This window comes from Streptomyces sp. NPDC088387 (assembly GCF_044753385.1).
Classification (GTDB): domain Bacteria; phylum Actinomycetota; class Actinomycetes; order Streptomycetales; family Streptomycetaceae; genus Streptomyces.
In genome coordinates, this window is the sequence record NZ_JBIVNC010000004.1 from 597,955 (window position 1) to 622,599 (window position 24,645).

25 protein-coding genes are annotated in these 24,645 nt (G+C 69.6%); 12 read left to right on the forward strand and 13 right to left on the reverse strand.

All coding sequences use genetic code 11. From position 1 onward, the window contains the following. Window positions 1–19: 19 nt before the first annotated feature. Together ACIQAC_RS14225 and ACIQAC_RS14230 are read right to left on the reverse strand one after the other, a co-directional pair. Complete coding sequence (locus tag ACIQAC_RS14225) at window positions 20–475, reverse strand: Lrp/AsnC family transcriptional regulator (protein WP_402190371.1); 456 nt, start codon at window positions 473–475, stop codon at window positions 20–22. A gap of 112 nt (window positions 476–587) precedes the next feature. Further along, complete coding sequence (locus ACIQAC_RS14230; RefSeq protein ID WP_402190374.1) at window positions 588–1,271, reverse strand: UbiX family flavin prenyltransferase; 684 nt, start codon at window positions 1,269–1,271, stop codon at window positions 588–590. A 251-nt stretch (window positions 1,272–1,522) separates the two neighbouring features. Here ACIQAC_RS14230 and ACIQAC_RS14235 point away from each other — a divergent pair, with 251 nt between their 5' ends. Further along, window positions 1,523–2,065, forward strand: coding sequence for a rhomboid family intramembrane serine protease (locus ACIQAC_RS14235; RefSeq protein ID WP_402190742.1), 543 nt, complete (start codon window positions 1,523–1,525; stop codon window positions 2,063–2,065). Window positions 2,066–2,392: 327 nt separating this feature from the next. Here the strand turns inward: ACIQAC_RS14235 and mqnP are convergent, their stop codons facing one another. Continuing rightward, entirely contained in the window at window positions 2,393–3,295 is a 903-nt protein-coding gene (mqnP, locus tag ACIQAC_RS14240; RefSeq protein WP_402190376.1) for a menaquinone biosynthesis prenyltransferase MqnP, read from the reverse strand. Beyond that, a complete protein-coding gene (locus ACIQAC_RS14245; RefSeq protein WP_402190379.1) occupies window positions 3,292–4,743 on the reverse strand; it encodes a menaquinone biosynthesis decarboxylase in 1,452 nt (483 codons plus the stop codon). The genes mqnP and ACIQAC_RS14245 overlap by 4 nt, the downstream gene beginning before the upstream one ends. A gap of 88 nt (window positions 4,744–4,831) precedes the next feature. Here ACIQAC_RS14245 and ACIQAC_RS14250 point away from each other — a divergent pair, with 88 nt between their 5' ends. Continuing rightward, entirely contained in the window at window positions 4,832–5,173 is a 342-nt protein-coding gene (locus tag ACIQAC_RS14250; RefSeq protein WP_402190381.1) for a PLD nuclease N-terminal domain-containing protein, read from the forward strand. 77 nt (window positions 5,174–5,250) lie between these two features. Here the strand turns inward: ACIQAC_RS14250 and ACIQAC_RS14255 are convergent, their stop codons facing one another. After that, window positions 5,251–5,856: a hypothetical protein gene (locus tag ACIQAC_RS14255; protein ID WP_402190383.1), complete on the reverse strand. Its 606-nt coding sequence runs from the start codon at window positions 5,854–5,856 to the stop codon at window positions 5,251–5,253. 80 nt (window positions 5,857–5,936) lie between these two features. Between ACIQAC_RS14255 and ACIQAC_RS14260 the strand changes: the two genes are divergently transcribed. Beyond that, window positions 5,937–6,758: a MerR family transcriptional regulator gene (locus ACIQAC_RS14260; protein WP_402190386.1), complete on the forward strand. Its 822-nt coding sequence runs from the start codon at window positions 5,937–5,939 to the stop codon at window positions 6,756–6,758. Here the strand turns inward: ACIQAC_RS14260 and ACIQAC_RS14265 are convergent. After that, entirely contained in the window at window positions 6,697–7,467 is a 771-nt protein-coding gene (locus ACIQAC_RS14265; protein ID WP_402190388.1) for a CDP-alcohol phosphatidyltransferase family protein, read from the reverse strand. The genes ACIQAC_RS14260 and ACIQAC_RS14265 overlap by 62 nt on opposite strands. 139 nt (window positions 7,468–7,606) lie before the next feature. On the opposite strand from ACIQAC_RS14265, the gene ACIQAC_RS14270 reads away from it, so the two are divergent. Further along, window positions 7,607–8,071, forward strand: a complete 465-nt coding sequence (locus ACIQAC_RS14270) for a nucleoside deaminase (RefSeq protein WP_402190391.1) — start codon at window positions 7,607–7,609, stop codon at window positions 8,069–8,071. After that, window positions 8,064–9,044 carry an isopenicillin N synthase family dioxygenase gene (locus ACIQAC_RS14275; RefSeq protein WP_402190393.1) on the forward strand — a complete coding sequence of 327 codons (981 nt, stop codon included), beginning with the start codon at window positions 8,064–8,066 and terminating at the stop codon, window positions 9,042–9,044. Before ACIQAC_RS14270 ends, ACIQAC_RS14275 begins: the two co-directional genes overlap by 8 nt. A gap of 10 nt (window positions 9,045–9,054) precedes the next feature. On the opposite strand, the gene ccsB is transcribed toward ACIQAC_RS14275, so the two are convergent. From ccsB to hemL, 7 genes are all read right to left on the reverse strand, one after another. After that, entirely contained in the window at window positions 9,055–10,230 is a 1,176-nt protein-coding gene (ccsB, locus tag ACIQAC_RS14280; RefSeq protein WP_402190395.1) for a c-type cytochrome biogenesis protein CcsB, read from the reverse strand. Next, a complete protein-coding gene (locus ACIQAC_RS14285) occupies window positions 10,227–11,999 on the reverse strand; it encodes a cytochrome c biogenesis protein ResB (protein WP_402190398.1) in 1,773 nt (590 codons plus the stop codon). Before ACIQAC_RS14285 ends, ccsB begins: the two co-directional genes overlap by 4 nt. A 3-nt stretch (window positions 12,000–12,002) precedes the next feature. Beyond that, the gene (locus tag ACIQAC_RS14290; RefSeq protein WP_402190744.1) at window positions 12,003–12,728 is read right to left on the reverse strand and encodes a cytochrome c biogenesis CcdA family protein; all 726 of its coding nucleotides are present in this window, start codon (window positions 12,726–12,728) and stop codon (window positions 12,003–12,005) included. 103 nt (window positions 12,729–12,831) lie between these two features. Further along, entirely contained in the window at window positions 12,832–13,488 is a 657-nt protein-coding gene (locus ACIQAC_RS14295) for a TlpA family protein disulfide reductase (protein WP_402190400.1), read from the reverse strand. A gap of 66 nt (window positions 13,489–13,554) precedes the next feature. Next, complete coding sequence (locus ACIQAC_RS14300) at window positions 13,555–14,922, reverse strand: polysaccharide deacetylase family protein (RefSeq protein WP_402190403.1); 1,368 nt, start codon at window positions 14,920–14,922, stop codon at window positions 13,555–13,557. 213 nt (window positions 14,923–15,135) lie between these two features. Continuing rightward, window positions 15,136–15,783, reverse strand: a complete 648-nt coding sequence (locus ACIQAC_RS14305) for a histidine phosphatase family protein (protein ID WP_402190745.1) — start codon at window positions 15,781–15,783, stop codon at window positions 15,136–15,138. 86 nt (window positions 15,784–15,869) lie between these two features. After that, window positions 15,870–17,213, reverse strand: coding sequence for a glutamate-1-semialdehyde 2,1-aminomutase (gene hemL / locus ACIQAC_RS14310; RefSeq protein WP_402190406.1), 1,344 nt, complete (start codon window positions 17,211–17,213; stop codon window positions 15,870–15,872). Between the two features lie 392 nt (window positions 17,214–17,605). Here hemL and ACIQAC_RS14315 point away from each other — a divergent pair, with 392 nt between their 5' ends. From ACIQAC_RS14315 to ACIQAC_RS14345, 7 genes are all read left to right on the forward strand, one after another. Beyond that, entirely contained in the window at window positions 17,606–18,211 is a 606-nt protein-coding gene (locus tag ACIQAC_RS14315) for a hypothetical protein (protein WP_402190409.1), read from the forward strand. A 434-nt stretch (window positions 18,212–18,645) separates the two neighbouring features. Next, window positions 18,646–19,320: a Crp/Fnr family transcriptional regulator gene (locus ACIQAC_RS14320; RefSeq protein WP_402190748.1), complete on the forward strand. Its 675-nt coding sequence runs from the start codon at window positions 18,646–18,648 to the stop codon at window positions 19,318–19,320. Between the two features lie 168 nt (window positions 19,321–19,488). Beyond that, a complete protein-coding gene (locus ACIQAC_RS14325; RefSeq protein WP_402190411.1) occupies window positions 19,489–20,319 on the forward strand; it encodes a hypothetical protein in 831 nt (276 codons plus the stop codon). After that, the gene (locus ACIQAC_RS14330; protein ID WP_402190413.1) at window positions 20,316–22,583 is read left to right on the forward strand and encodes a hypothetical protein; all 2,268 of its coding nucleotides are present in this window, start codon (window positions 20,316–20,318) and stop codon (window positions 22,581–22,583) included. The genes ACIQAC_RS14325 and ACIQAC_RS14330 overlap by 4 nt, the downstream gene beginning before the upstream one ends. Before the next feature lie 99 nt (window positions 22,584–22,682). Then, window positions 22,683–23,657 carry a hypothetical protein gene (locus ACIQAC_RS14335; RefSeq protein WP_402190414.1) on the forward strand — a complete coding sequence of 325 codons (975 nt, stop codon included), beginning with the start codon at window positions 22,683–22,685 and terminating at the stop codon, window positions 23,655–23,657. Then, the gene (locus ACIQAC_RS14340; RefSeq protein ID WP_402190416.1) at window positions 23,654–24,037 is read left to right on the forward strand and encodes a hypothetical protein; all 384 of its coding nucleotides are present in this window, start codon (window positions 23,654–23,656) and stop codon (window positions 24,035–24,037) included. The genes ACIQAC_RS14335 and ACIQAC_RS14340 overlap by 4 nt, the downstream gene beginning before the upstream one ends. A 54-nt stretch (window positions 24,038–24,091) precedes the next feature. Continuing rightward, window positions 24,092–24,637, forward strand: a complete 546-nt coding sequence (locus ACIQAC_RS14345) for a Pycsar system effector family protein (protein WP_402190418.1) — start codon at window positions 24,092–24,094, stop codon at window positions 24,635–24,637. The last annotated feature ends 8 nt before the right edge of the window (window positions 24,638–24,645 follow it).

Sequence of the window (24,645 nt, forward strand, 5' to 3'; positions counted from 1 at the left end):
CACCGTACGCCCACCCCGCTCACACCTCTTCGGGCAGTTCCCCGACCCGGTTCTCCCACTTGGTGGAGAGCACGATGGTGGTACGGGTCCGGGAGACACCCTTGGTGCCGCTGAGCCGCCGGATGATCTTCTCCAGGCCGTCCACGTCGGTGGCGCGCACCTTGAGCATGAAGGAGTCGTCACCCGCGATGAACCAGCAGTCCTCGATCTCCTGGAGCTCCTTGAGTCTGAGGGCCACGTCCTCGTGGTCGGCGGCGTCGGAGAGCGAGATGCCGATCAGCGCGATGACACCGAGTCCGAGCGAGGCGGAGTCCACGGTGGCCCGGTAGCCGGTGATCACACCGGCCGCCTCCAGCCGGTTGATCCGGTCGGTGACGCTGGGGCCCGACAGGCCGACGAGGCGGCCCAGCTCCGCGTAGGAGGCCCGGCCGTTCTCCCTCAGTGCCTGGATGAGCTGCCTGTCCACGGCGTCCATGCGATCGAAGCCTTCCGCTGAAGAGGTCTGACGGATGAGGGGGGTGCGTGTCGATACGTGCGTATACGTCTGTATGTGTGCATCCGGCGTATGTGTGCGTCCGGCGGCGGGGTCAGTCCGTGCCGGAGCCGCCGCCGAGTTCGCCGTGCCAACGGCGGTAGAGCGTGTGGGTGACGCCCGCCGCGTCGAGGACCCGGCCGGCCACGAAGTCCACCAGGTCCTGGATGTGCGTGGCTCCCGCGTAGAAGGCGGGCGAGGTCGGTACGACGGCGGCTCCCGCGTCGTCCAGGGTGACCAGGTGGCGCAGGGTCTGCCCGCCGAGCGGGGTCTCACGCACGGCGACGACCAGCGGGCGGCCCTCCTTGAGGGTGACGCTCGCGGCGCGTTGCAGCAGATCCTTGGAGAGGCCGAGGGCGACACCGGCGACGGACGCCGTCGACGCGGGCACGATCAGCATGCCCTTGGTGCGGTACGAGCCCGAGGAGGGCCCGGCCGCCAGGTCCCCGGCGCTCCAGTACCGGACCCCGGTCAGGTCCACGGTGTAGGAGTCCGGCTTGCCGTCGGCTCCGCGGGAGAGCCATTCCCGCAGGTCGTCCTGCCAGTGGCCGTCCCGGAAGGAGATGCCCGTCTCGTCGAGCAGGGTGAGCCGGGAGGCCCGGGACACCACCAGGTCGACGCTCTCGCCGGCCGTGAGGAGCGCACGGAGTACGGCGGCGGCGTATGGGGTGCCGGAAGCTCCGGACACCCCCACGATCCAAGGCGTACGGGGCGTCTCTCCTGGCTTGGCTGGGTTCACGGGACCGAGCCTATCCGCCTTGACGGGGTGGCAATATCCGGCCCGGCCGGGTGGGAACCGGTCAAGGGGTCCGGGGCGTTGCATCAAGTGACGAATCAGCCTCGGGGGTTGCCATGTCGGACTTCGGATCGGGCTTCGGATCACGTCCTGGATCAGGCTTCGGGTCGCGTCCTGGAGCGGGCGTCGGACGGCGCACCGGCGCGGGCGCGGACGGTTGGCGTACGGGCCGGGTGTGGGCGGCGGCCAGACTGATGCTGGCCTGGGTGGCGCTGCTCTGGGTGCTGGAGATCGTCGACGTCGCCACCGGCCACGAGCTGGACGGCTTCGGCATCGTGCCGCGCGACCCGTCGGACCTGGTCGACATCGTCCCGGCGTCGTTCATCCACTTCGGCTTCGGCCATCTCATGGCGAACACCGTGCCGTTGCTGGTCCTCGGCTTCCTGGCCGCGCTCGGCGGGATCCGCCGGTTCCTCGCCGTCAGCGCGCTGATCATCGTGGCCGACGGGCTGGGCGTCTGGCTGGTCGCCCCGTCCGGCACCAACACGGCCGGCGCCTCGGGCCTGATCTTCGGCCTGTTCGGCTACCTCCTGGTCACCGGCTTCGTCGAGCGCCGCCCGCTGGGCATCCTGGCCGGCCTGCTGATAGCCGCGATCTGGGGCGGCTCCATCCTCGCGGGCCTGGCCCCCACCCAGACAGGCATCAGCTGGCAGGGCCACCTGATCGGCCTCATAGCGGGCGTGGCAGCGGCGTTCCTGCTGCGCAGGCGGGGGCGCGAGCGGATACCCGGCGCGTAGCCCGCCCGGGCCCACGCGCCCGAGCCCGCGCGCCCGAGCCCGCGCGTCCGGGGTCGCGTGTCCCGGGCCGGATCCCGGGGCGCATGCTTGGCCGGGCGGCACCTGATCGCCCCCGGCACGCACGCCACCCCGCGCGCACGCCACCCTGCGCGCACGCCGCCCCGCGCGCATGTCACCCCGCGCGCATGCCACCCCCGGCGGCGCGCAGACCGCCGATGCACAGACCTCCCGGCACGCAGACCAGCCGCGTTCAGCCGGAACGCAGACCACCCGCGTTCCGCCGGCACGCAGACCACCCGCGCTCAACCGGCACGCAGACCCCCGCGTTCAGACCGTCAGCCCCCGCACCATCAGGTCCAGGAGGGCGCAGAGGAACAGGGCGATGCCGATGAAGCCGTTGACACTGAAGAAGGCTCGGTTCACGCGGGACAGGTCGTGGGGGCGGACGATGGTGTGCTCGTAGACGAACGCGCCCGCGACGATCAGCAGGCCGGTCCAGAAGAAGGCGCCGGCGCCGGTCTCCACCGCGTACCAGACGAACAGCGCGGTGGTGATGGTGTGGCAGATCCTCGCGCCCCAGATCGCCGCCGGGATGCCGAAGCGGGCCGGGACCGACATCACGCCGATCCTCCGGTCGGTGTCGACGTCCTGGCAGGCGTAGATCAGGTCGAAGCCGCCGATCCAGATGCCGACGGCGAGGCCCAGGATGACCGCGTCCCAGGACCACTCGCCGGTGATCGCCAGCCAGCCGCCGATCGGGCCCATGGCCTGGGCGATACCGAGGATGGCCTGCGGGAAGTTCGTGAACCGCTTGCCGTAGGGATAGACGACCATCGGGATCACGGCGATGGGGGCGAGGGCCAGGCACAGGGGGTTCAGCAGGGCCGCCGAGCCCAGGAAGACCACCAGGGCGACCAGGGCGCCCGTCCAGGCGTGGCGGACGGACATCGCGCCCGTCACCAGTTCGCGGTGGGCGGTCCGCGGGTTCCGCGCGTCGATCTCGCGGTCGATGATCCGGTTCACGGCCATCGCGAAGGTGCGCAGGCCGACCATGCAGAACGTCACCAGCAGCAGCCGGCCCCAGTGGATGTTCCGGTCGGTCTGGAACATCGCGGTCAGCGCGGCGATGTAGGCGAAGGGGAGCGCGAAGACCGAGTGCTCGATCATCACCAGACGCAGGAACGCCTTCGTGCGTCCTGGCTGCGGGATCGCGGCGGAAGCGCTGCTCACAGGCCGTACTCCTTCCACCGGCGGTCGACCGTCGCCGCCGTCTCCGGGTCGGACAGCACCATCTCGGGCCATCCGCCGTCCCGCGTGTAGCCCTCCTCGGGCCACTTCCTCGTCGCGTCGATACCCGCCTTGCCGCCCCAGAACTGCTGGTAGGAGGCATGGTCGAGATGGTCGACGGGACCTTCGACGACCGAGAGGTCACGGGCGTAGTCGGTGTTGCCGAGGGCCCGCCACGCGACCTCGTGCAGATCGTGCACGTCGCAGTCGGAGTCGACGACCACGATCAGCTTGGTCAGGGACATCATGTGCGCGCCCCAGACCGCGTGCATCACCTTCTGCGCGTGCTTGGGGTACTTCTTGTCGATCGAGACGATCGCGCAGTTGTGGAAGCCGCCGGCCTCGGGCAGGTGGTAGTCCACGATGTCCGGCACGATGATCTTGAGCAGGGGCAGGAAGAAGCGTTCGGTGGCGCGGCCCAGGGGGCCGTCCTCCGTCGGGGGGCGCCCGACCACGATGGACTGGAGCAGCGGACGCTTCCGCATCGTCACACAGTCGATCTTCAGCGCCGGGAACGGCTCCTGCGGCGTGTAGAAGCCGGTGTGGTCGCCGAACGGCCCCTCCGGCAGCATCTCGCCCGGCTCCAGCCACCCCTCAAGGACGACCTCCGCCTGCGCCGGCACCTGGAGCGGCACGGTCTTGCAGTCGACCATCTCGGTCCGCTTCCCCGCGAGGAACCCGGCGAACAGATATTCGTCGATGTCGCCGGGGAGCGGCGCGGTGGACGCGTACGTCACGGCGGGCGGGCAGCCGAAGGCGATCGCGACGGGCAGCTTCTCGCCGCGCCGGGCCGCCACCTGGTAGTGGTTGCGGCTGTCCTTGTGGATCTGCCAGTGCATACCGATGGTCCGCCGGTCGTGGCGCTGGAGCCGGTACAGCCCGAGGTTGCGGATGCCCGACTCGGGGTCCTTGGTGTGCGTCAGCCCCAGGTTGAAGAACGAGCCGCCGTCCCCCGGCCAGGTGAACAGCGCGGGCAGCTGGTCCAGGTCCACGTCGTCGCCGTGCAGCACGACCTCCTGCACCGGCGCGTCCTTGACCTTCTTCGGCGGTACGTGGGTCATCGCGCCGAGCTTGCCGAACGCCTCGCGGACACCGACGAACCCGTGCGGCAGCTCGGGCCGCAGCAGCCCGCCGATCTTCCCGCTGATCTCGCCGTACGACTTCAGTCCGAGGGCCATGAGCAGGCGCCGGTCGGTCCCGAAGACGTTCATGGCGAGGGGCATCGAGGCGCCCTTCACGTTCTCGAAGAGCAGCGCGGGGCCGCCGGCCTTCTGCACCCGGTCGACGATCTCCCCGACCTCCAGATACGGGTCGACCTCCACCTTCACGCGCTTCAGGTCACCCTCGCGCTCCAGTGCCCTGAGCAGGGAGCGAAGATCGTCGTAAGCCATGGGGTCCAGTATCCCCGAGCCGTTACGCTGGCCCTCTCACGGGGCCGGTCACGGCCGCCCTCCATCTCGTCGCGGGAGGCTGTCGCTCATGCTCAGGCTGCTGATGTTCCTGGTGCCGCTGGCGCTGAGCATCTACACCTTCATCGACTGCATCAGCACGAAGGACGAGGACATCCGGCACATGCCCAAGCCGTTGTGGGCGATTCTCGTGCTGGTGTTCCCGTTGGTCGGCTCGATCTCCTGGCTGATCGCGGGCAAGAAGCGGTCACCGGCGGCCGAGGGCTGGTCGGGGGTGCGGGCCGGCGGCGGACGCGCGCGGTTCGTCGCGCCCGACGACAACCCCGAGTTCCTGAAGTCCCTGTCGGACGAGAACAAGGACCACACGGGCGACGAGGAGAAGGACCGGGGCGAGGACCCCAAGGGTTCCTGACCGGCACAGTCGCCGGAAGGCCGGAAGCGGTCACCCGTCCCCCAGGTCACCCGTCCCCCGGTCACCCCGTCCCCCGGTCACCCGGTCAGCAGCGACGCCCGTTCCTCGCGCTCCACCCTGATGTGCCCCGCCCCGAACTCCCGCTCCAGGACGGGCAGAGCGAGGTGCGGCTCGTCCACGCCGACGAGCACATAGCCCTTCGCGTCGGCGCCGATCGACGCGATCCGGAACGTGCTCTCCCACCGGTCCGACTCGTCGGTGACCCGCTCGGCAAGCGCTTCGAGCCGCTCCCGGTTGATGTCGGTGTTGTGCAGCCGCACGGTCACCCCCTTCTCGGCGGAACCGCACACGTCCTTGTCGAACGCGGCGGACGGGATCCGGTACACGTCCAGGACCGTCACGTCGTCGCCGGCCTCCACACCGGTGTAGACGTCGCTGTGGCGCTCGCGGAGCGTGGTGTCGATGTGGACGTACGTCGGGAAGGCGGGATCGCCCTCCGCGTCGGCGGCGTCGCGGCCGGGCAGGCTCCCGGCGGGCCGGCTGCCGACGCACTGCTCCGACGGTTCGGTGGCCGGGGCGAACTCCACTCCGGCGTTCTGCGTACGGCACCCCGGCAGCGCGGCCAGCGCCAGCGCGGCACAGCTCAGGGCAAGGGTCCTGCGGGAGTTCGGTCGGTGCCTCATCGTCCCCTCCGTCCGGTTGGGTCGGTACGGGGACGGGCCGCGCGCCCGGTTCGTTCGCACCGGTGGCACGCTTCCTCCCGATGACCGAAGACAACCACCGCACCCGGCTGCGCCCCGTCGACCTCGCCCGGCTGACCGGCCTGTCGACCCAGCAGATCCGCAACTACGAGGACGCGGGTGTACTGCCACCCGCGGGGCGCACGGAGTCCGGCTACCGGATGTTCGGGGACCGGCACCGGCGGGCCCTGCTGACCTTCCGCACGCTGCTGAAGGGGTACGGGCCGGTGACCGCGCCCGCCGTGATGCGGACCGTGCACGCCGGCGACGTACCGGGCGCGCTGGCGCTGGTGGACGCCGCGCACGCCGCGCTGCACGAGGAGCGGACGGCGCTGCGCGCCACCGGCGAGGCGATCGGGGCCCTCGCCGAGTCGCCGCCGCCCGCGCTGCCCCGCTCCCGGCTGCGGATCGGCGAGGTGGCCGCGCTGCTCGGCGTACGGACGTCGGCGCTGCGGGTGTGGGAGGCGGCCGGGCTGCTCACACCGGGGCGCGAGCCGGTCACCGGGCATCGCAGCTATGCCCCGGTCGATGTCCGCGACGCCCGGATCGTGCGGACACTGCGCCAGGGGCATCAGCTCTTCGACCAGATCCGGCCGGTGCTCGAAGGGCTGCGGCGCGAGGGGTCGAGTGCGGCGCTGCGGGCGGCGATCGCCGCGCGGGGCGAGGCCCTGACGGCCCGTTCCCGGGCCATGCTGGAGGGCGCGGGCGCCCTGCACGCCTACCTGGACGCGGGCACGGACCTCGCGGCCGGCACGGACCTCGCCGCCGGAACGGCCGCGGACGTCAGCGCAGGCGCGACGACGACAGGATCGACAGCAGATGGGCCGGGACCATCACCCAGGTGATCGCGGCGATCCCGACCAGCGCCCAGCGGGTCGCGTCCAGGCCGCCGAGCGCCACGTCGACGACCGCGGCGGCCAGCAGCACGAGGGAGGCCTCGATGCCGTTGGTCACCCGGTGCAGCTTGAACGCGGCGGCGAGTCTGCGGGCCGTGGCCACACCTTCCGAGCGCGGGCGGGTGGCCTCGTCGTCGGCGACCGCGAGCCCGCGCCGGGCGCGCGCCACGTCCACCAGGTCCGTCGACGCCTTCAGCAGCACCACACCGAGCGCGGTCGCGAGCCCCAGTGACACCCAGCCGTCGAACCCGGACCCGGCGGCCCGGAAGCCGATGCCGATCATCAGGGCCGCGTCGGCGAGGTAGGCGCCGAGCCGGTCGACGTAGATGCCGGCCGCGCTGTTCTGCCCCTTCCAGCGGGCGACCTCGCCGTCCACGCAGTCGAAGAGCAGGAACAACTGCATCAGCACCACGGCCAGTACGGCACCGGTGAGGCCCGGGATCAGCAGCGCGGCGCCGGACGCGATGCCGCACCACACCATCGTCCAGGTCAGCTGGTCCGGGGTGACGGGCGTGCGGACCAGATGCCGGGTCAGCCGCAGCGAGACGCGGCGCATGTAGAGCCGGCCCGCCCAGTGCTCGCCGTTGCGGCTGGCCAGCTTCGCCTGCGGCTGGCAGACCTGGCGCAGCTCCTCCAGAGCCGGCGCGGGGGCGCTCATGAACAGTTCCTTTCGGCAGGCCCAACTGCCGCTGACGCGGCGGTGATCGGCTCAGGGTACAGAGATCACCGAGCGGGGTTTCGGGGGCCCCGCGCACGTGTGCGTTGCCGTCCTCGGCGGGCGGCCTCAGCATGAACGTATGGATCAGCTACCGCTCGACACCGACCGTGCCCGTGCGTGGCTCGGAACCGCGCTCGCCGAGGCGCGGGCCGGGCTCGCCGAGGGCGGGATCCCGATCGGTGCCGCGCTCTACGGGCCCGACGGAACCCTCCTCGGGCGTGGGCACAACCGGCGGGTGCAGGACGGCGACCCGTCGACGCACGCGGAGACGGCGGCCTTCCGCGCGGCGGGGCGGCAGCGGACGTACCGGGGCACGACGATGGTGACCACGCTGTCGCCGTGCTGGTACTGCTCCGGTCTGGTCCGGCAGTTCGGCATCTCCCGGGTGGTGGTCGGCGAGGCGGTCACCTTCACCGGCGGACACGACTGGCTGGCCGAACACGGTGTGGAGATCGTGCTGTTGGACGACCCCGCGTGTGTGGCGCTGATGCGCGACTTCGTCGAGAACCACCCCGACCTGTGGAACGAGGACATCGGTGAGTGAGCCCCGGACGCCCCAGCCCCGTGTTCCGACGATCGATCTGCGGCCGTGGCTGACCGGTGACGCGGACGCGCGGGCCCGGGTGGCCCGGACCGTCGACCGGGCTTTGCAGACCGCCGGGTTCCTGCTGGTCACCGGGCACGGAGTCGATCCGGCGCTGCGGGACGGGATCCGGCGGGCGGCGCGCGCCTTCTTCGTACTGCCCGCCGAGGTGAAGCGGGTCTACGAGGCGAAGGTCGGCGGGCGCGGCTGGCTCGGGCCCGGCGCGGAGGCCAACGGGTACGCGGAGGGCACCGAGACCCCGCCGGACCTGAAGGAGTCGCTGACGTTCGCGACGCGCGAGCCGTTCGCGGATCCGGCCGTCGACGCCGAGTGGTACGCGCCGAACGTGTGGCCCGCCGAGACGCCGGAACTGCGCGCGCTGTGCGAGGAGTACCTGACGCGGATGGCCGAGCTGGAGAACCGGCTGCTCACCCTGCTCGGGGACGCGCTGGGGCTCGAAGCGGACTTCTTCACCCGGCACATGGACCACCCGACGTACGGGTTCAACATCAACTGGTACCCGGGGCGCGCGGTGCTGGGCGAGCCCGAGCCGGGGCAGTTCCGGATCGGCCCGCACACCGACTTCGGCACGGTGACGATCCTGGACCGGCAGGCGGGCCGGGGCGGGTTGCAGGTGTGGACGGAGGACGGCGGCTGGGAGGACGCGCCGTACGATCCGGCGGCCCTGACCATCAACATCGGTGATCTGATGGCCCGCTGGACCGGCGACCGGTGGCGTTCGGGCCGGCACCGGGTGCTGCCGCCGCCCGCGGACGCGCCCGCTGAGGAGCTGATGTCCCTGGTGTACTTCGGTGAGTGCACACCAGGGACCCGGGTGGAGTCGGTGCCGGCACCGGTGGGGCGGGTGGCGTACGAGCCGGTCGACTCGCACGCCTATCTGCGGGAGAAGCTGGACTCGATCACGGTCGACTGAGGCCGTGTGATCAGAAACCGACCGCCTGAAGGGCGCCGAGACCGACGTCGGCGTAGGAGTGCTTGCCGGAGACGAAGATGTTGACGCCGTAGTAGTTGAACAGCCAGCAGCCGAAGGCGGCCAGCGCGATGTAGGCGGCCTTGCGGCCCTTCCAGCCGGCCGTGGCGCGGGCGTGCAGATAGCAGGCGTAGGCGACCCAGGTGATGAAGGACCAGGTCTCCTTGGGGTCCCAGCCCCAGTAGCGGCCCCAGGCGTCGCCGGCCCAGATCGCGCCCGCGATGATCGTGAACGTCCACAGCGGGAAGACGGCGGCGTTGACGCGGTAGGCGAACTTGTCGAGCGAGGCGGCGGCGGGCAGCCGGCTCAGGAACGAGTTGGCGAACCGGCCGGCCTCCTCGCCGCGCGCCAGCTTGGCCTCGTGGGAGTCCCGGAAGAGGTACAGGATCGTGGTGACCGCGCCGACGTAGAAGACCGCGCCGCACAGGATCGCCGTGGAGACGTGGATGTACAGCCAGTACGAGTGCAGGGCGGGAACCAACTGGTCGCTGGCGGTGTACAAGACGGTGACGGCGAGACCGAGGTCGAGGAGGACCGAGGTGATCAGGAACAGGCCCAGCCAGCGCACGTTCTTCTTCAGCGCGAGCAGCAGCAGGTACACCCCGACGGCCACGGTGGAGAAGGTGAGGTTGAACTCGTACATGTTGCCCCACGGCGCCCGCTCCACGGACAGCGCCCGCGCGAGCACCCCGCCGAACTCCACGAGGAAGGCGACGACGGTGAGCGAGATGGCGATACGCCCGTAGAGGTCGCCCTTCTCGCTGCCGCCGTGCGCGCCGGGCCCGTCGGGCACGTCACGCGTCCCGGACGCGGCCCGCACCACGACCTTGGGCCGCTGATCGGACGCGGCCCCGGACTCGGCCTTGTTCCCGGTCTCGGCCGCGGGGCGTTCCAGTACGGCGGTGCCGCCGGCCTTGCGGACGGTGACGGCGGGCCGGTTCCCGGACCCGCCGGCCGCGGCGGAGGTGTCGGCGGTGAGCGCGGCGGCGGTGCGGCCGACCTTGCTGCGACTGCCGAAGAGCCACTCCGCGATGTAGGCGAAGAAGGCGAGGGTGTAGACGGCCATCGCGGAGTAGATCAGCGTGTTGCTGATGTTCGCGAGATTCTCGTTGGCGGCGGCGAGAGTCACTTCTCAGCCCCTTCGGCAGGTACGGCGGAGTCGCTGGAGTCGGGAACGGGTTGGGGTGGGTCTTCCGCGTCGGGAGCGCCCGGCGCCTTGTCGTAGAGCGCGTCGGCGAGCCGGCCGAGTTCCTCCGGCACCTTCGCGGACTCGCTGCGGCCGAGTCCGGCCATCTCGACGACGGTGACGCCGTCGGCACCGCGCACGGCCCGCACCCACACCCGGCGGCGCTGGACGAACAGGGAGCCGGCGAGGCCGAAGATCGCGGCGATCGCCCCGCCCAGGGCCCAGCCGCTCGCGGGCTGCTGGGCGATCTGGAAGCCGGCCCACTCCTTGACGCCGTCGAAGGTGACCGAGCCGGCCCCGTTCGGCAGCTGCATGGTGTCGCCGACCTTGAGCCGCTGCTTGAACAGCTTGCCCTCGGAGTCCTTGAACTCCTTCATGTTGGTCTTGTCGAGCTGGTAGATGCTCTGCGGGATGCCCGCGTCCACACCGAGGTCGCCGTGGTACGCGGACAGCGCGAGCCGCGGGTCGATCAGCGCGGGGAACTGGGAGAGCATCGTGCCGTTGCCCTCGCCCGCGAAGGTGGGCACGAAGAAGGCGTTGAAGCCGAGCTGTTCCTTCTCGCCCTTCGCGTTGCGGTAGCCGTCCATGACCTTGATGGCGCCGGAGGAGGTGACGTTGCCGTCGAGCGGCAGCAGCGCCACGGCCTCCTTGTCCATCACGACATTCCCCTTGGCGTCGCGGACCGTGACGATCGGGGCGTAGCCGTGGCTGGCGAGGTAGACCTTGGTGTTGCCGATCTCCAGCGGCTTGTTGACCTCGACCTTGACGGTCTTCTCCTTGCCGTACGCGCCGACGCTGTACTTGAGCGTCGCCTCGTAGACCCGGGGTGTGCCGCGGTTGGGGCCGGTCGGCTCGTAGGTGCCGCGGAAGTCCTTCAGGGTGAAGCTGAACGAGTCCAGGTCGTCCTGCGTGAAGAGGTTGCCGGACTTGAAGTCGTCGTACTGCGTGAGGGTGTTGGAGAAGCCGTCGCCCTCCAGGATCAGCTTGTTGCCCTCGGACTTGAACAGCTGGCCCCAGGCGAAGGCGATCAGCATCACCACGAGCGCGATGTGGAAGACGAGGTTGCCGACCTCGCGCACAAAGCCCTTCTCGGCGGCGACCGCGTCGTCAACGACATGGGCGCGGAACCGGCCGCGCCTGAGCAGTCCGAGCGCGTCCTCGCGGACCTGCTCCGGCTCGGCGTCGGTGCGCCAGGTGGTGTAGGCGGGCAGCCGGGTCAGCCGCCCCGGGGCGCCCGGCGGGCGGCTGCGCAGCTGGCCGACGAACTGCCAGGTGCGCGGGACGATACAGCCGATGAGGGAGACGAACAGCAGGATGTAGATCGCGGAGAACCACACCGAGCTGTAGACGTGGAACATGCCGAGCTTGTCGTAGATCGGCGCGAGGGTCTCGTGGCGGACGCGGAAGTCGTCGACGAGGGTGGCGTCGACGCCGGTCTGCGGGATCAGCGAGCCGGGGATCGCGGCGAGCGACAGCAGCAGGAGCAGCAGCAGCGCGACCCGCATCGAGGTGAGCTGGCGCCAGAACCAGCGGGCCCAGCCGACGACGCCGATGCCCACCATGGTGGAGGTGTCCTCGCGGGGCGCGGTGGAGAGGCTGCGGCCGGCGCTGCCGAGTTCGGTGTCCGGGGTGTCAGCGGTGTCAGCGGTGTCCGGGACATCCGGGGCGTCCGGGGCGGACTTGTCGCGCGCGCCGGTCTTGGTCTCGCTCATCGATCAGATCCCCACAGTGAAGCCGTTGGACCACGTCTGCATGTCCTGCACGATGCTGTCCCACACGCCGGTCAGCAGCAGCAGCCCGGTCGCGATCATCATGGTGCCGCCGATCCGCATCACCCAGACATAGTGACGCTTGATCCAGCCGAAGGCGCCGAGGGCCCGGCGGAAGGCGACGGCGGCGAGTACGAAGGGCAGGCCGAGGCCCAGGCAGTAGGCGATCGTCAGGACCGCCCCGCGGCCGGCGCTGCCCTGCTCGGAGGAGAGGATCAGCACGGAGGAGAGGGTCGGGCCGATGCACGGCGTCCAGCCGATGCCGAACAACGCGCCGAGCAGCGGGGCGCCGATCAGTCCGGTCACCGGCCGCCGGTGGAAGCGGAACTCGCGCTGGGTGAGCCAGGGCATCAGGCCCATGAAGAAGACACCCATGGCGATCATGAAGACGCCGAGCACCTTGGTGAGGACGCCCTGGTTCTCCTGGAGGGTCTGGCCGAAGTAGCCGAACAGGGCGCCGGTGGAGACGAACACGGCGGTGAAGCCGAGCACGAACAGCGAGGCGCCGACGACCATCCGCCCGCGCCGGGCCTCGGCGAGGTCGGTGCCGGTGACTCCGGTGACGTAGGAGAGGTAACCGGGGACGAGCGGGAGGACGCACGGGGAGAAGAAGGAGACGAGTCCGCCGAGCAGGGCGATGGGCAGGGCGACGAGCAGGGCGCCGTTGAGCACCGTGTCGTTGTAGCCGGTCGCGGCGAGGTCCTGGTAACCGGTCGCGGCGAGGTTCTGGTAGCCGGTCGCGGCGAGTGCGGTCGCCCCGGCGAGTGCGCTCACGTCACTTCTCCGCGAGCACCGGGTCGAGCATCTTGCGCAGCTTCTCCTCGCTCAGCGCCTGAAGCGTGCGGGCCGCGACCTTCCCGTCCCGGTCGATGATCAGGGTGGAGGGGATGGCCTGCGGGTTGAGCGTGCCCTTCTCGAAGCGGAGCATCAGCTTGCCCGTCGGGTCGTAGAGACTCGGGTAGCTGACGCCGTACTCCTTCTCGAAGGCGCGGGCCGGACCGGTGGAGGTGTCACGGGTGTTGATGCCGACGAACTGGACGCCGTCGTCCTTGACGTCCTGGTAGACCTTCTCGAAGTTCTTCGCCTCGGCCCGGCAGGGCGGGCACCAGGAGCCCCAGACGTTGAGGACGACGACCTTGCCGGTGTAGTCCTTCACGTCGAGCGTCTTGCCGTCGACGGTGTCGCCGGAGAGGTCGGGCGCGGCGGCCCGGTCACCCTTCTCGACGGTCGCGATGCCGTCCGAGCCGGTGATGAAGCCGGTGTCGCCACCGCCCCCGGACGTGCCGCCGGAGCTGCACGCGGACGCGAACAGCGCGACCGCGGCGGCACCCGCCCCCAGGGCGGCGCGGCGCCGGACACGGGAGATCGTGCGGCGGCGGGCACGGAGGGCGGTGCGGTTCGAGCGCATGGAGGCGCGGCTGGCGGCACTCATGTGAAAAGTTTCGCATGTCCGTTCCGAGGATCTTGCGCACCCCCCTCAGGACCGCGAACGCCCATTTCAGGCAGCGTTTCCGGTGCCTGTGCCGCTGCCTGTGCCGCTGCCTGTGCCGCTGCCCGTGCCGTCGCCCGCGCCGGAGGTCGTCCCGGAGGTCGTCCCGGAGGTCGTCCCGGTGTCGCTGCCGAAGCTCTTCCAGCCGCCGGCCGGCGCCTCGCCGACGTTCAGACCGCGGAACTTCTCCAGCACCTCCGGCTTCTGGACGTCCATCCAGTCCACGAACTGCCGGAAGGAGACGAGCCGTACGTCCTCGCCCTGCTCCTTCTCGCGCGCGATGTGCTTGAGGGCCTCCTCGACGGCGTCCATGTATATGCCGCCGTTCCACTCCTCGAAGTGGTTGCCGATGAAGAAGGGTGCCCGATTTGTCTCATATGCCCGCCTGAAGCCCTTGATGTAGGCCTTGGTGGCCTGCTTCCGCCAGCCCGGGTAGTTGTGCGCGGGGGCCTTGGTGGAGTTGAGGGACTGGTTGGCGAGGATGTTGTAGTCCATCGAGAGGACCTCGAAGCCATGGCCGGGGAACGGTATCTGCTGGAGCGGCAGGTCCCACAGCCCCTGCTTCTTCTGCGGCCACACCTGGAGACCGCCGGGCGAGGAGGCGTCGTAGCGCCAGCCGAGCTCGCGGGCGGTGGGCAGCAGGTTGTCCTGGCCGAGCAGACAGGGCGTACGGCCGCCGACGAGCTCCTTGTCGTAGTCGAAGGGCAGCGACGGCAGATCGGTCCAGCCGCTGTTGCTGCGCCACTCCTTCACGAACGACTTCGCCTGGTCTATCTCGCTGCGCCACTGCTGCGGCGTCCAGTTGCCGACCGTGCCGGAGCCGGCGCAGAAGTGGCCGTTGAAGTGCGTGCCTATCTCGTGCCCTTCGAGCCAGGCCCGGCGGACGTTCTCCAGCGTCGCCTTGATGTGCTCGTCGGTGAGGTAGCCGATGTCGGAGGCGCCGCGCTGGTTGTTCGGCGGCTCGTACAGCCGCTTCTTCGACTCGGGCAGCAGATACAGCCCGGAGAGGAAGAACGTCATGTGCGCGCCGTGCTCCTTGGCGAGGTCCAGGAAGCGCGGGAAGAGGCCGTTGCCGACCTCGCCTGCGCCGTCCCAGGAGAACACCACGAACTGCGGCGGCGTCTCGCCCGGCTCCAACGGCCGCGGGGCGTCGGGCTGGTGGGGCTGCTTGCCGGTGTACGAGGTGGAGCCGTCACCGAGGGGCTTGGCGTTGGCGGTCGGTGTACCCGACCCGCCGGGCCGGTCCTTGCCCCCGCCGGCAGGGGAACCGCCCGCGTGGTTCGCGCCGTCTGAGGGGGTGCCGCAGGCGGCCAGCCCGAGGGCGGCCGCCGCCCCGGCGCCGAGACCCATCGCTCCCCTACGACTGATGTGACGCATGCCATCCCCATCCGTTGCGCTCTCTGCTGGTCACCCAGCAAGAGGGCACGACGAACGGGGAGGTTCCTCGCAAACGTGAAGGTTTCCGCACAAGGCGGGGCACAAATCGGAAACCTTACGGCCAACCCCCTCAGGGGCGCGGGGAACTGCGCGACAAGCCCCCACCGGCCGTCAGTCGATCACCTCACCGACCCCACCTCCTCAGCGGAGCGCTCACGCGCCGAAGGCCTTGTCCTTCCCCTTCACAGGCTTGGCGCCGGCAAGCAGATGCGCCGGCACAAGATCCCGGGCCGGCTCGCTGTACCCCACGGACACGATCCGGTCCCCCGCATACGTGAAGGACGTCAGCGAGGCGAGCGTGCACTGCCGCTTGCGCGGATCGTGCCAGAGCCGCCGCCGCTCCGCGTACGACCGTACGATCCAGATCGGCAGCTGATGGCTGACCAGTACGGCCTCGTGCCCGCGCGCCGCGTCCTTCGCCGCGTCCAGCGCGCCCATCATCCGGACGACCTGGTCGACGTAGGGCTCGCCCCACGACGGGCGGAACGGGTTGACGAGGTGCTTCCAGTTCTCCGGCCGGCGCAGCGCCCCGTCGCCGACGCCGAAGGTCTTGCCCTGGAAGACGTTGTCGGCCTCGATGAGCCGCCCGTCGGTCGCGATGTCGAGCCCGTGCGCCTTGGCGATCGGCGTGGCCGTCTCCTGCGCCCGCTCCAGCGGGGACGCGCCGACGTGGGTGATGTCACGCGAGCCGAGGTGCTCGGCGACCCGGTCGGCCATCCGGCGCCCGAGGTCGGAGAGGTGGTAGCCGGACAGGCGGCCGTACAGCACGCCGTCCGGGTTGGCGACTTCACCGTGCCGCATGAGATGCACAACGGTGATGTCGGTGGTGTCTGTGGTGTCGGTGATGTCTGTGGTGTCGGTGATGTCTGTGGTGCCGTTCTCGCTGCTCATGCCGCCGTGGCCTCCGCTGCCGCCCGTGCCGCCGCCGGAAGGGCGTCGGCGATCCGCTCGATGGCCCGCTCGTCGTGAGCGGTGGACACGAACCAGGACTCGAAGGACGAGGGCGGCAGATAGACGCCGCTCGCGAGCATCGAGTGGAAGAACGCGTTGAACCGGAAGGACTCCTGCCTGCGGGCGTCCTCGTAGTTGCGCACGTCCCGGCCCGTGAAGAAGACGGAGAACATGTTGGAGGCGGTCTGCAACCGGTGCGCGACGCCCTCCTTGGTGAGCGCCTCGGTGACGAGTGCCTGGATCCGCGCGGACACGGCGTCGATCTTCTCGTAGGCCGCGTCGTCGAGGAGCCGCAGCTGGGCGAGGCCGGCGGCGGTCGCGACCGGGTTCCCGGAGAGGGTGCCGGCCTGGTAGACGGGCCCGGCGGGGGCGAGATGGGCCATGACGTCGGCGCGACCGCCGAACGCGGCCGCGGGGAACCCGCCGCCCATCACCTTGCCGAAGGTCATGAGGTCGGGCGCGACACCGTCGATCCCGAACCAGCCGGCGCGGCTGGTGCGGAACCCGGTCATCACCTCGTCGGAGATGTACAGGGCGCCGTTCTTGGCGCACGCGTCCTTCAGCCCCTGGTTGAACCCGGGCTGCGGCGGTACGACGCCCATGTTGCCGGGCGAGGCCTCGGTGATCACGCAGGCGATCTCGCCGGGGTGGGCGTGGAAGGCGGCGTGTACGGATTCGAGGTCGTTGTAGGGCAGGACGATCGTGTCGGCGGCCTGGGCGCCGGTGACACCCGGGGTGTCGGGGAGCGCGAAGGTGGCGACGCCGGATCCGGCGGCGGCGAGCAGCGCGTCGACGTGCCCGTGGTAGCACCCGGCGAACTTGATCACCTTGGTGCGGCCGGTGAAGCCGCGGGCGAGCCGGATGGCGGACATCGTGGCCTCGGTACCGCTGGAGACCAGCCGTACCTGCTCCAGCGGGGCGATCCGGTCGACCATCTCCTCGGCGAGCGCGACCTCGCCCTCACCGGGAGTGCCGAAGGACGTACCGCGGGCGACGGCGGCCTGCACGGCGGCGATCACCTCGGGGTGCGCGTGCCCGAGGATCATCGGCCCCCAGGAGCAGACCAGGTCGACGTACTCGCGCCCGTCGGCGTCCGTGAGGTAGGGGCCGGTGCCGGACACCATGAACCGGGGGGTACCGCCGACCGCGCGGAAGGCGCGCACCGGGGAGTTCACGCCACCCGGCGTGACGGCCGCCGCACGGTCGAACAGCGCCTGCGAGGCGGGTGCTTCGTAGGGATAGGGCCGTTCGATGGGCACTTCGCTGGGCAGTTCGCTCATGACCTTGCGACTTCTCCGACTTCTCGGACTCCGTGGGCAGTGATGCCCTCAGGGTAGGCCAGGGGGTTGGGACGCGCGGGAGGCGACGGGGGAACCCGGCCGGACCCTGGTCGGATACCTGTGCAAGCCGTCACATGCCCGCCGATCCCTCGCATGCCGTCGGGCGTCGGCGCGGCGCAAACGGGTGGTCGTTCCCCGTCCATCTGCGAAACTGACAACTGAGAGGTGAGACACACAGCTCGTGCCAGCCGTATTGGTCGGGGGCTGCGAAGATCCTGCGGACAGGTGTTTCAACGCACGTTTCGGCGCGCGGCCGTGGGGGAGGTCACTGACACGATGATCGGGTTGCGCGGCGGGGGCCACGCCTCCTAGAAAAGCAGTCGGGTGGAGATATGCATCGCGGTGGCGGACTGGGCGAGGGGACCGACGACCTGGGTCCTCGACGTGCCCGGCGGGGAAGGCACCGACGCGAAGCGGAGGAAGCCGAAGCGCGACAGGCACAGGGTGCACCGAGTGAGCCCTTGGACGGGCTCAGGGCCGGGAGCAGGAATGGTGGTCGGGTGGGGGTGACGTACAAGTACTTCGGCGCGCCCGACGGCGCGACCGCAGCCCGTGTCCCGATCTCCATGCGTCCCGAAGAACTCGGCGGCGACGAGCTCGGTATGAACGGCATGTTCACCAAGATCAAGCCGGAGACGATGGCCGCGATGGTCCTCACCGGCATCGAGGGCGTCCCCCTCCACAAGGTCCCGCCGCTGGAACTGGTCGTCCTGCACCCCGACTACGCGGTCGTGAAGCTCCCCATGACGGTCGTCGACCCCCTGCGCGGCATCGGCGAGGAAGCGGTCGGCGCGGCCGCCTTCATCTGGTCGACGGTCCCGGACCGGGGTGGTCCGCGGGACGCGTTCAACGTGTACCAACTGCTCCACGAGTGGCAGGACTTCAGCCACCGCCTCCACGAGGCGGGGCATCAGCCGTATTGCCTTGTGTGGCCGTGACCTGGTCTTTCGGTGGTTTCGGGCGGGGTCTTCGGGCCTCGCCCTTTTTGGTGGCGGGGAGGGGCTCTTGGGCGGCCAGGGCACATTGAGGGCACATGAGTTGTGATCAGGCCACTGGCGTGCGCCGCGCCCTTCCCCGTAACTCGTGCTCTGCCCGTCCCGGTACTGCGCGTAGGTCGATGGGATGCCGGTGACGCGTTGTGCATTCAACATTGCCCATCGTCAGAGGCATGCGTCAGAATCATCGGGCATTTGACAAAACCTCGTGCCACAGACGATCCCGCAGGCTTCCGCGAACTGCTCGGGTGTCCGCTTGACGGGCGGCGTTGGGGGCGAGTGAGTTCTGTTGCGGGAAGGACACCGCTGTGGAGAGCGCCGCTGGAAGCGCGAAGCCAGGAGCCTTACGCGCTTCGGCTGAGGCCGCCGTATCCCTTCTGACCGACGACCGCGTCCCTTACCTCGCCCGGCTCCCGGAGGCGGCCTCGGCGGCGTTGATCAGCGCCGGAGCCGAGCTGCGTTATCCAGCTCGTACCGCCCTGCTCATGAAGGGCGAGCCGTCCTCCCACGTCCTGCTCGTCCTGGAAGGTTGGGTGAAGGTGACCGACGGTTCCCCCGGCGGGCACGAAGCACTGCTGGCTCTGCGCGGGCCTGGGGACGTCATTGGCGAAAGCGCCGCGCTCGAGGACACGTCACGGTCCGCTTCGGTGACCACGTTGGAGCCGGTGCGGGCAGTGGTCATCTCGGCGGACCGCTTCAAGGCGTACCTTGACGCCCACCCGACCGCGGCGCGTCAGCTCATGGCCGTTGTCACAGACCGAATGCGTGCCGCGGACCGCAAGCGGCTGGAGCTCGCGGCCTGCGGCGTCAAGGAGAGACTGGCGCGCCTGCTGCTGGAGCTGGCTCAGCACCACGGTGAGGCGGTACCAGAGGGCGTTCTCGTCAGGGTGCCGCTCACTCAGCAGGAGCTCGCCGGAGCAGTGGGGTCGTCTCGTGAGTCGGTTACTCGGCTTCTTCGTGAACTACGGGAGCGCGGCTACGTCACCACGCACCGTCAGGCCCTGGTGGTAGTCAAGCCGGACATGCTGCGGCGGATCGGCGGCTCTGCGTAATCCGTCACACCAACCGTGCGGCAATGATCCTCGCGGCGCACGACGTGCTGGTTGACCCTGGGTATGGAGCGCTCCGGACAGCCAGGGCGGTCGGCCCGGTGGTCGATTCGCCCTCCTGCACTTCGCTTTGGCCTGGCGCGCCGGTCGCGCGCTTCTGAGGAGAGACACATGGCGGAACCCAGCAACAAGACGATCCTGCTCATGGACATGGAGGGATCGGGGCGGCGTCGCGACAGCGAACAAGCCGTCATTCACCGCATGTTGTACAGAGTCCTCCACGAGACGCTGTCGGCTGCCGCCATCGAGCCGACCGAGTATCGCAGCGAGGACCGCGGCGACGGCGTCTTCGTCCTCATCGATCCGGCCGTGCCGAAGCCCGCGCTGCTCAGGGCATTGCTGACGGCGACACCTGAGCAACTCGTCAGCACCAATCGGCTGGCCGCCGAGGGTGCTCGGATCAGCCTGCGGATCGTCGTCCATACCGGCGAAGTGGCACTGGACGAGTTCGGTGCAGTGGGCGCGGATCTCGTCCATGCCTTCCGGCTCCTTGACGCACCGGCGCTACGAAAGGAGCTTGTCGCTACGTCGGAGCCGAGTGTCCTCTGCGTGTCCAACGCCGTGTATCAGGGCGTTGTGCGTCACGCGCATCCAGGTGTACGGCCCGAGCACTTCCACCCGCTGACCGTCGACAGCAAAGAAGGTGCCACGCTGACGGGCTGGTACCACGACATCTCGCGACGGCACACCGACACCGCCGGATCGGAGCAGCCCGCCGCGGAGTCGACCTCGTCGTCCATCCCCGCGCAGGCGGCCGCACCGGTACCCAGGTCTGAGCACTCGGCCGACGCGGCTCCGGCTCCGGCGCTGCACACGCGCACCGGCAACTTCTTCTTCGGGACCGCGAGCATCGCCGGGGACGCCATTGCGGGTGACAAGCACGTTGGTACCAGCTCCACCGGGTCGACTCGGCATCGGGACGTGGAAGGAAGCGGAGAGTGAATCAGCACGTGGATGCCCCCTTAGACCCCGAGGACGCCGGCGCCGGACCCAAGGCAGAGAAGGATCCCGGGCGGGCCGCCGATACCGGGGACGTGGCGGCACCGCCACCGGATGAAGACCCCGCCCCGGAGGCATGGGAGGCCATCGAGCAGCTTTTTGCTCTCGCCCCGCACCTGCGGTCAGGGCGAGCCAATGTCATGGGGGACACCCAGGTATCAGGCGATGTCGTCGCAGGCGACAAGCGCGTCGATGTGCACCTGCACGAAACCCGCCTGCCCCGGTTGCACACTGTCGGCCCTCTACCGACAGCGGAACTCAACTACCTTGCCGAGACGTTCGCACCGAATCGGCGGTATGACGAGCTGTGCGCGCAACTCACCGCCCGGCGCGTCCTCGTTCTGCGCGGGCGGCCCGGCACAGGTCGTAGGACCGCGGCCCTGCGCATGCTCATGCAGGTCGGTCCAAAAGCCAGCGAGGTGATTGCGCTGGATCCAGGCACGGAGTCGGCCGATTTCGCCGACCACGTCCAGCCCGGCGGAGCCCACTTGGTGGTGGACCCGATCACCAGCCAGGACAGTCCGTTGCGGGACATCCATCTCAACGCCATCCGCCGCCGTCTCGGGGACGACGGGCTCCTTGTCGTCGTCGCAGCGCACGGCACCGTCATGGATGAAGTGACAGCGCACGATTGGCAACCGCTTCCCGCCGCCGACATCACACGGGCTCACTTGCTGCACGCGATCCAGGGCTCAGCGGCAGACGGACCGGCCGGTGATGCCGCAGCGGCCGACAGGGTACGACGTTTACTCGAACTGGAGCCGACCATACGGTATTTGAGCGCCAGCCCGTCACCCACGGAGGCCGCCGACTTCGCTCGGCTTCTCGTGGAGTACGCAGCGGGACGCTGCGACGAAGAGGAGCTGTCTAGGTACGGCCGTAGATCGGCCGAGGAGATCGCCAGCAGGTGGTTCAGTGAGGACCAGCATTCGGGCGGAGCCCCGCTGCGCGACAAAGCGTTTCTGATCTCGCTCGCCGTATTCGACGGATTGCCATATCCGTTGGTGGCCGAACTCGGAGACCTCCTCTACATGCGGCTTCGCACCGTCGAGGAACCCGATCGCACCGCCGGATATCCCGTATTCGGTTCATCCCCGGAAGACCGATTGAGGTTGGCCAGGGCCCAGGAACACGACGAAGAGACCGACACCGCATGGGGACGCTTGCCCGAACGGGTCGTCGCCTTCCAGAACCACTCCCTCTGGAGCACCGCCCTACGCCACGTCTGGACAAGCCATCCAGCTGTCAGAAAGCCCCTGTTGGCCTGGCTCGACACCCTCGTGACGGACCGCCGGACCTTCGTACGGCTCCGAGCCGCAGTGGCCTCGGGAGTGCTGGCGGCCGTGGACTTCGGTTACGCCTTCGACAGCTTCCTCAATCAATGGGGTTCTTCGCCGAGGCCGATGCAGCGGCAGCTCGCCGCATGGGCGCTGTACACCGCCGCCGAACATGGCATGGACACAGCGGTCAGGCGCCTACTCTCCGACTGGAGCAGCCGACGTCACCTGGCACGGAGGTGGACGGTCGCTCGCTCATACGCTCTGCTGGGCGGGGCCACAGCCCCGAGTGCGCTCCGGGACATCGGGCGGATGGCCGCGACCGAACCGCCACCGGACGGCGCACTCCAGTCAGCGCTTGAGCAGGCACTGGAGGCGTTGCTTCAGGGGCCCGCAGCCGTCCCGGTTCTGGAGCGACTCGTGCAGTGGCACGCAAGCTCTGGTCCCCTGCGCGAACTGGCAGTAGCAGGATTTCTGCGGGGTGCGCGCAGGCGCCACCGGGCCGTGAGCACCGAGGCGACGACGTGGCCGAGCCTTCTGTGGTTGGCGCAACACGACGCCCACGCCCGACGGTACGCCGTCGTGATGTGGCGGGCGTTGCTGGACAGTCGCTCCAGCCGCGACGCGGCACGTGACGAACTGGTTCGCTGGGTCCGGGTCGCAGAGCGTGCGTCCGCGAAAGCGGCACGGCACCGAGCTTTTACGACCGAGGCGCCATTCGAGCAGACGGACCGATACGACACGGTGTCGGACGTAGAGGAGGCGCTGGGCAGACTGCTCCCTCTGCTGGTCGAAAACCAGAACGACTGGGACCGGTTGGATTTCCTTCTGCGCCGGGTCAAAATCCCGGACGGAGGCCAGAGCCCCACGGCCGCCCGGCTCGGGATCGCCCTCGCCAAAGGCCCCGCGGCACTGCCCCGTCCCCTGTGACGGCAGACCCGTCATCCCCGGTTCCGGCCGCCGCCAAGACTCGGCCAGCCTCACGCAACTCACCGCCTCGTACGCAATGCCCCGATAGCAGGAGAACTCATGGCACTCGTCAACGACCCTGTACGCCAGATACGGAGCCTGGGCCGCTTCGAATACGTACGCCACCGGCCACCGGCCTACGCGGAACGCGCACTCGTGTTCCTGACGTCCGGAGGACGACCGCAGACGTATCTCCCGCATCAGCAGCCCACTCGCGGAGAGCTGGTGACCAGCAACTTCCGCACGCTGTACGAAGTAGACATGGGCATCCAACACATGTCGCTGGAGCACCGGCTGCCTAGCGACGGCGATGCCGCGTTCTTCTCCGCGGAGACCGATCTAACCTGGCGGGTCATCGACCCCGCCAAGGTGGTGGAACGGCAGATCCGCGACGTCCGTGCACTGCTGGAGCCCCGCCTGCTGACCCGGATGCGCCGGGAAAGCCGCCGGTACGCCATCGAGGAGAGCGCCGATGCCGAGGTCGCAGTGATGGAGGCGCTGGTCACCACGCCTCTGGCGGCCGCCGAAGGGCTGGACATCCAATGCGAAGTCAGGCTCAGCCTCGACGAGGAGGCGGTCAGCCAACTGTCCTCACTGCGCTCCCTCGACTACACCAAGCAGCGGACGCGGAGCGAGCACGAACTGACCAGGCTGCGCACCCACAACGAACACGAAGTCATGGAGGAGCGCAGCTCCTTCTACGCCCGGCTGCTGTCTCAGGGCGAGTTCGAGCGCTGGGGCGCGCACCTCGCACAGAATCCGGCGGACATCCCGCTCGCCATCGAATCCATTCGTGATGACGAGCGCGAGGCCAGCGCCAACCAGATCCGCGTCATCGAGCGGGTCCTCGACTCCGGAGCAGTTGAGGATCACATGCTGGAGGATGCCTCGCGGGCGGCTCTGTCGGCTGTGAAGGAGCGGCTCAACGACGCCGGCCGGGGCCGGACACGCAAACACCCCCTCTATCGGGAACAGCTGGAGCGGGGGACCAGTGACCAGGACGAGCGACCGGACGCATCGGGAGACGAACGGTGACCACGCCCGCGGACGTTGAACGGGCCCTCGTGCCCGCTCTCGTCGTCGGCATCGCCTGCTACGTGCTGCTCCGCTGGGCTGCGGTACCACTGTTGACGCACCTAGAGACCGGCATGGAATACGCCATGAATGTCATGGTCGTCGGACTGCTGTTGCCCGAATACTGCTGGACCCGGGCACAGCGCCGTGTCTCCGGCCACGCCGCCCCCTTCGCCTACACCTACGGAGACGCGGTGTGCGCTGTCGCAAACGCCGGACACCGCTGTGTGGGCACCGTCCTGTCGGCGCTGCGCGAGGCAGTAGGCCAACTCGGTCATCGCGGCGCGTTGTGGGGCGGCCTGCTGGTAGCGGGTGCCCTCCTGTGGTCCGGTTTGCCGTGATGTGACGGCGGCAGGGGATGTCTCCAACCGGAATCGATGTCAGGAGAACCGAAGATGATGCGTGTCACGAGCACAACGTCCTCCTCTCACGGGCCCGCCCCAACGCTCAATTCCGATCACGCAGGTGTGTATGCCGCGGAACGCTTGCTGGCCGAGGTGCGAACCGAAATCGGCCGTGCCGACACCAAGGCATCCGTTCTCATTGGCGCGCTGGGTGTGTGTGCCGGAGTCGTCCTGAGCACGTACTGGAGCAGGATGCCGGCCACAGGCTTCAGTCGAACCCTGGGCGCGGCCAGCGCTCTGACCTGGGCTCTTGCGCTGGGCTTTCTACTGTTCGCGACAGCCCCTCGCTACCGGGCGAGCCAGTGGCGGGCCGGCAGTCCCCTGACGTATTTCCTCGACATCCGTCGCGCCGCGGATTCCGGAGTACTCGCTGATGCTCTGCGCACCACCGAAGAGGAACAGATGTCCGGCCTGGTGATCGCGCTCCGCAACACGAGCGACATCGTCGCGGCCAAGCACCGGTGGATCAGGACAGGACTGGTCTGCTTCCTCCTCGGAACGATTGCCCTTGGGGGGAGCGTGCTGGCAGCAGTCTGAGCGGCGAA

What these genes read in the sequence shown, in the direction of transcription:
- ACIQAC_RS14260 (WP_402190386.1), top strand. Translation starts at nt 5,937, where the DNA reads ATGACCGAAGACAACCACCGCACCCGGCTGCGCCCCGTCGACCTCGCC.
- ACIQAC_RS14250 (WP_402190381.1), top strand. Translation starts at nt 4,832, where the DNA reads ATGCTCAGGCTGCTGATGTTCCTGGTGCCGCTGGCGCTGAGCATCTAC.
- ACIQAC_RS14325 (WP_402190411.1), top strand. Translation starts at nt 19,489, where the DNA reads ATGGCGGAACCCAGCAACAAGACGATCCTGCTCATGGACATGGAGGGA.
- ACIQAC_RS14265 (WP_402190388.1), bottom strand. Translation starts at nt 7,467, where the DNA reads ATGAGCGCCCCCGCGCCGGCTCTGGAGGAGCTGCGCCAGGTCTGCCAG.
- ACIQAC_RS14335 (WP_402190414.1), top strand. Translation starts at nt 22,683, where the DNA reads ATGGCACTCGTCAACGACCCTGTACGCCAGATACGGAGCCTGGGCCGC.
- ACIQAC_RS14315 (WP_402190409.1), top strand. Translation starts at nt 17,606, where the DNA reads ATGCATCGCGGTGGCGGACTGGGCGAGGGGACCGACGACCTGGGTCCT.
- ACIQAC_RS14305 (WP_402190745.1), bottom strand. Translation starts at nt 15,783, where the DNA reads ATGCGGCACGGTGAAGTCGCCAACCCGGACGGCGTGCTGTACGGCCGC.
- ACIQAC_RS14300 (WP_402190403.1), bottom strand. Translation starts at nt 14,922, where the DNA reads ATGCGTCACATCAGTCGTAGGGGAGCGATGGGTCTCGGCGCCGGGGCG.
- hemL (WP_402190406.1), bottom strand. Translation starts at nt 17,213, where the DNA reads ATGAGCGAACTGCCCAGCGAAGTGCCCATCGAACGGCCCTATCCCTAC.
- ACIQAC_RS14225 (WP_402190371.1), bottom strand. Translation starts at nt 475, where the DNA reads ATGGACGCCGTGGACAGGCAGCTCATCCAGGCACTGAGGGAGAACGGC.
- ACIQAC_RS14345 (WP_402190418.1), top strand. Translation starts at nt 24,092, where the DNA reads ATGATGCGTGTCACGAGCACAACGTCCTCCTCTCACGGGCCCGCCCCA.
- ACIQAC_RS14295 (WP_402190400.1), bottom strand. Translation starts at nt 13,488, where the DNA reads ATGAGTGCCGCCAGCCGCGCCTCCATGCGCTCGAACCGCACCGCCCTC.
- ACIQAC_RS14270 (WP_402190391.1), top strand. Translation starts at nt 7,607, where the DNA reads ATGGATCAGCTACCGCTCGACACCGACCGTGCCCGTGCGTGGCTCGGA.
- ACIQAC_RS14255 (WP_402190383.1), bottom strand. Translation starts at nt 5,856, where the DNA reads ATGAGGCACCGACCGAACTCCCGCAGGACCCTTGCCCTGAGCTGTGCC.
- ACIQAC_RS14285 (WP_402190398.1), bottom strand. Translation starts at nt 11,999, where the DNA reads ATGAGCGAGACCAAGACCGGCGCGCGCGACAAGTCCGCCCCGGACGCC.
- ACIQAC_RS14235 (WP_402190742.1), top strand. Translation starts at nt 1,523, where the DNA reads ATGCTGGCCTGGGTGGCGCTGCTCTGGGTGCTGGAGATCGTCGACGTC.
- ACIQAC_RS14245 (WP_402190379.1), bottom strand. Translation starts at nt 4,743, where the DNA reads ATGGCTTACGACGATCTTCGCTCCCTGCTCAGGGCACTGGAGCGCGAG.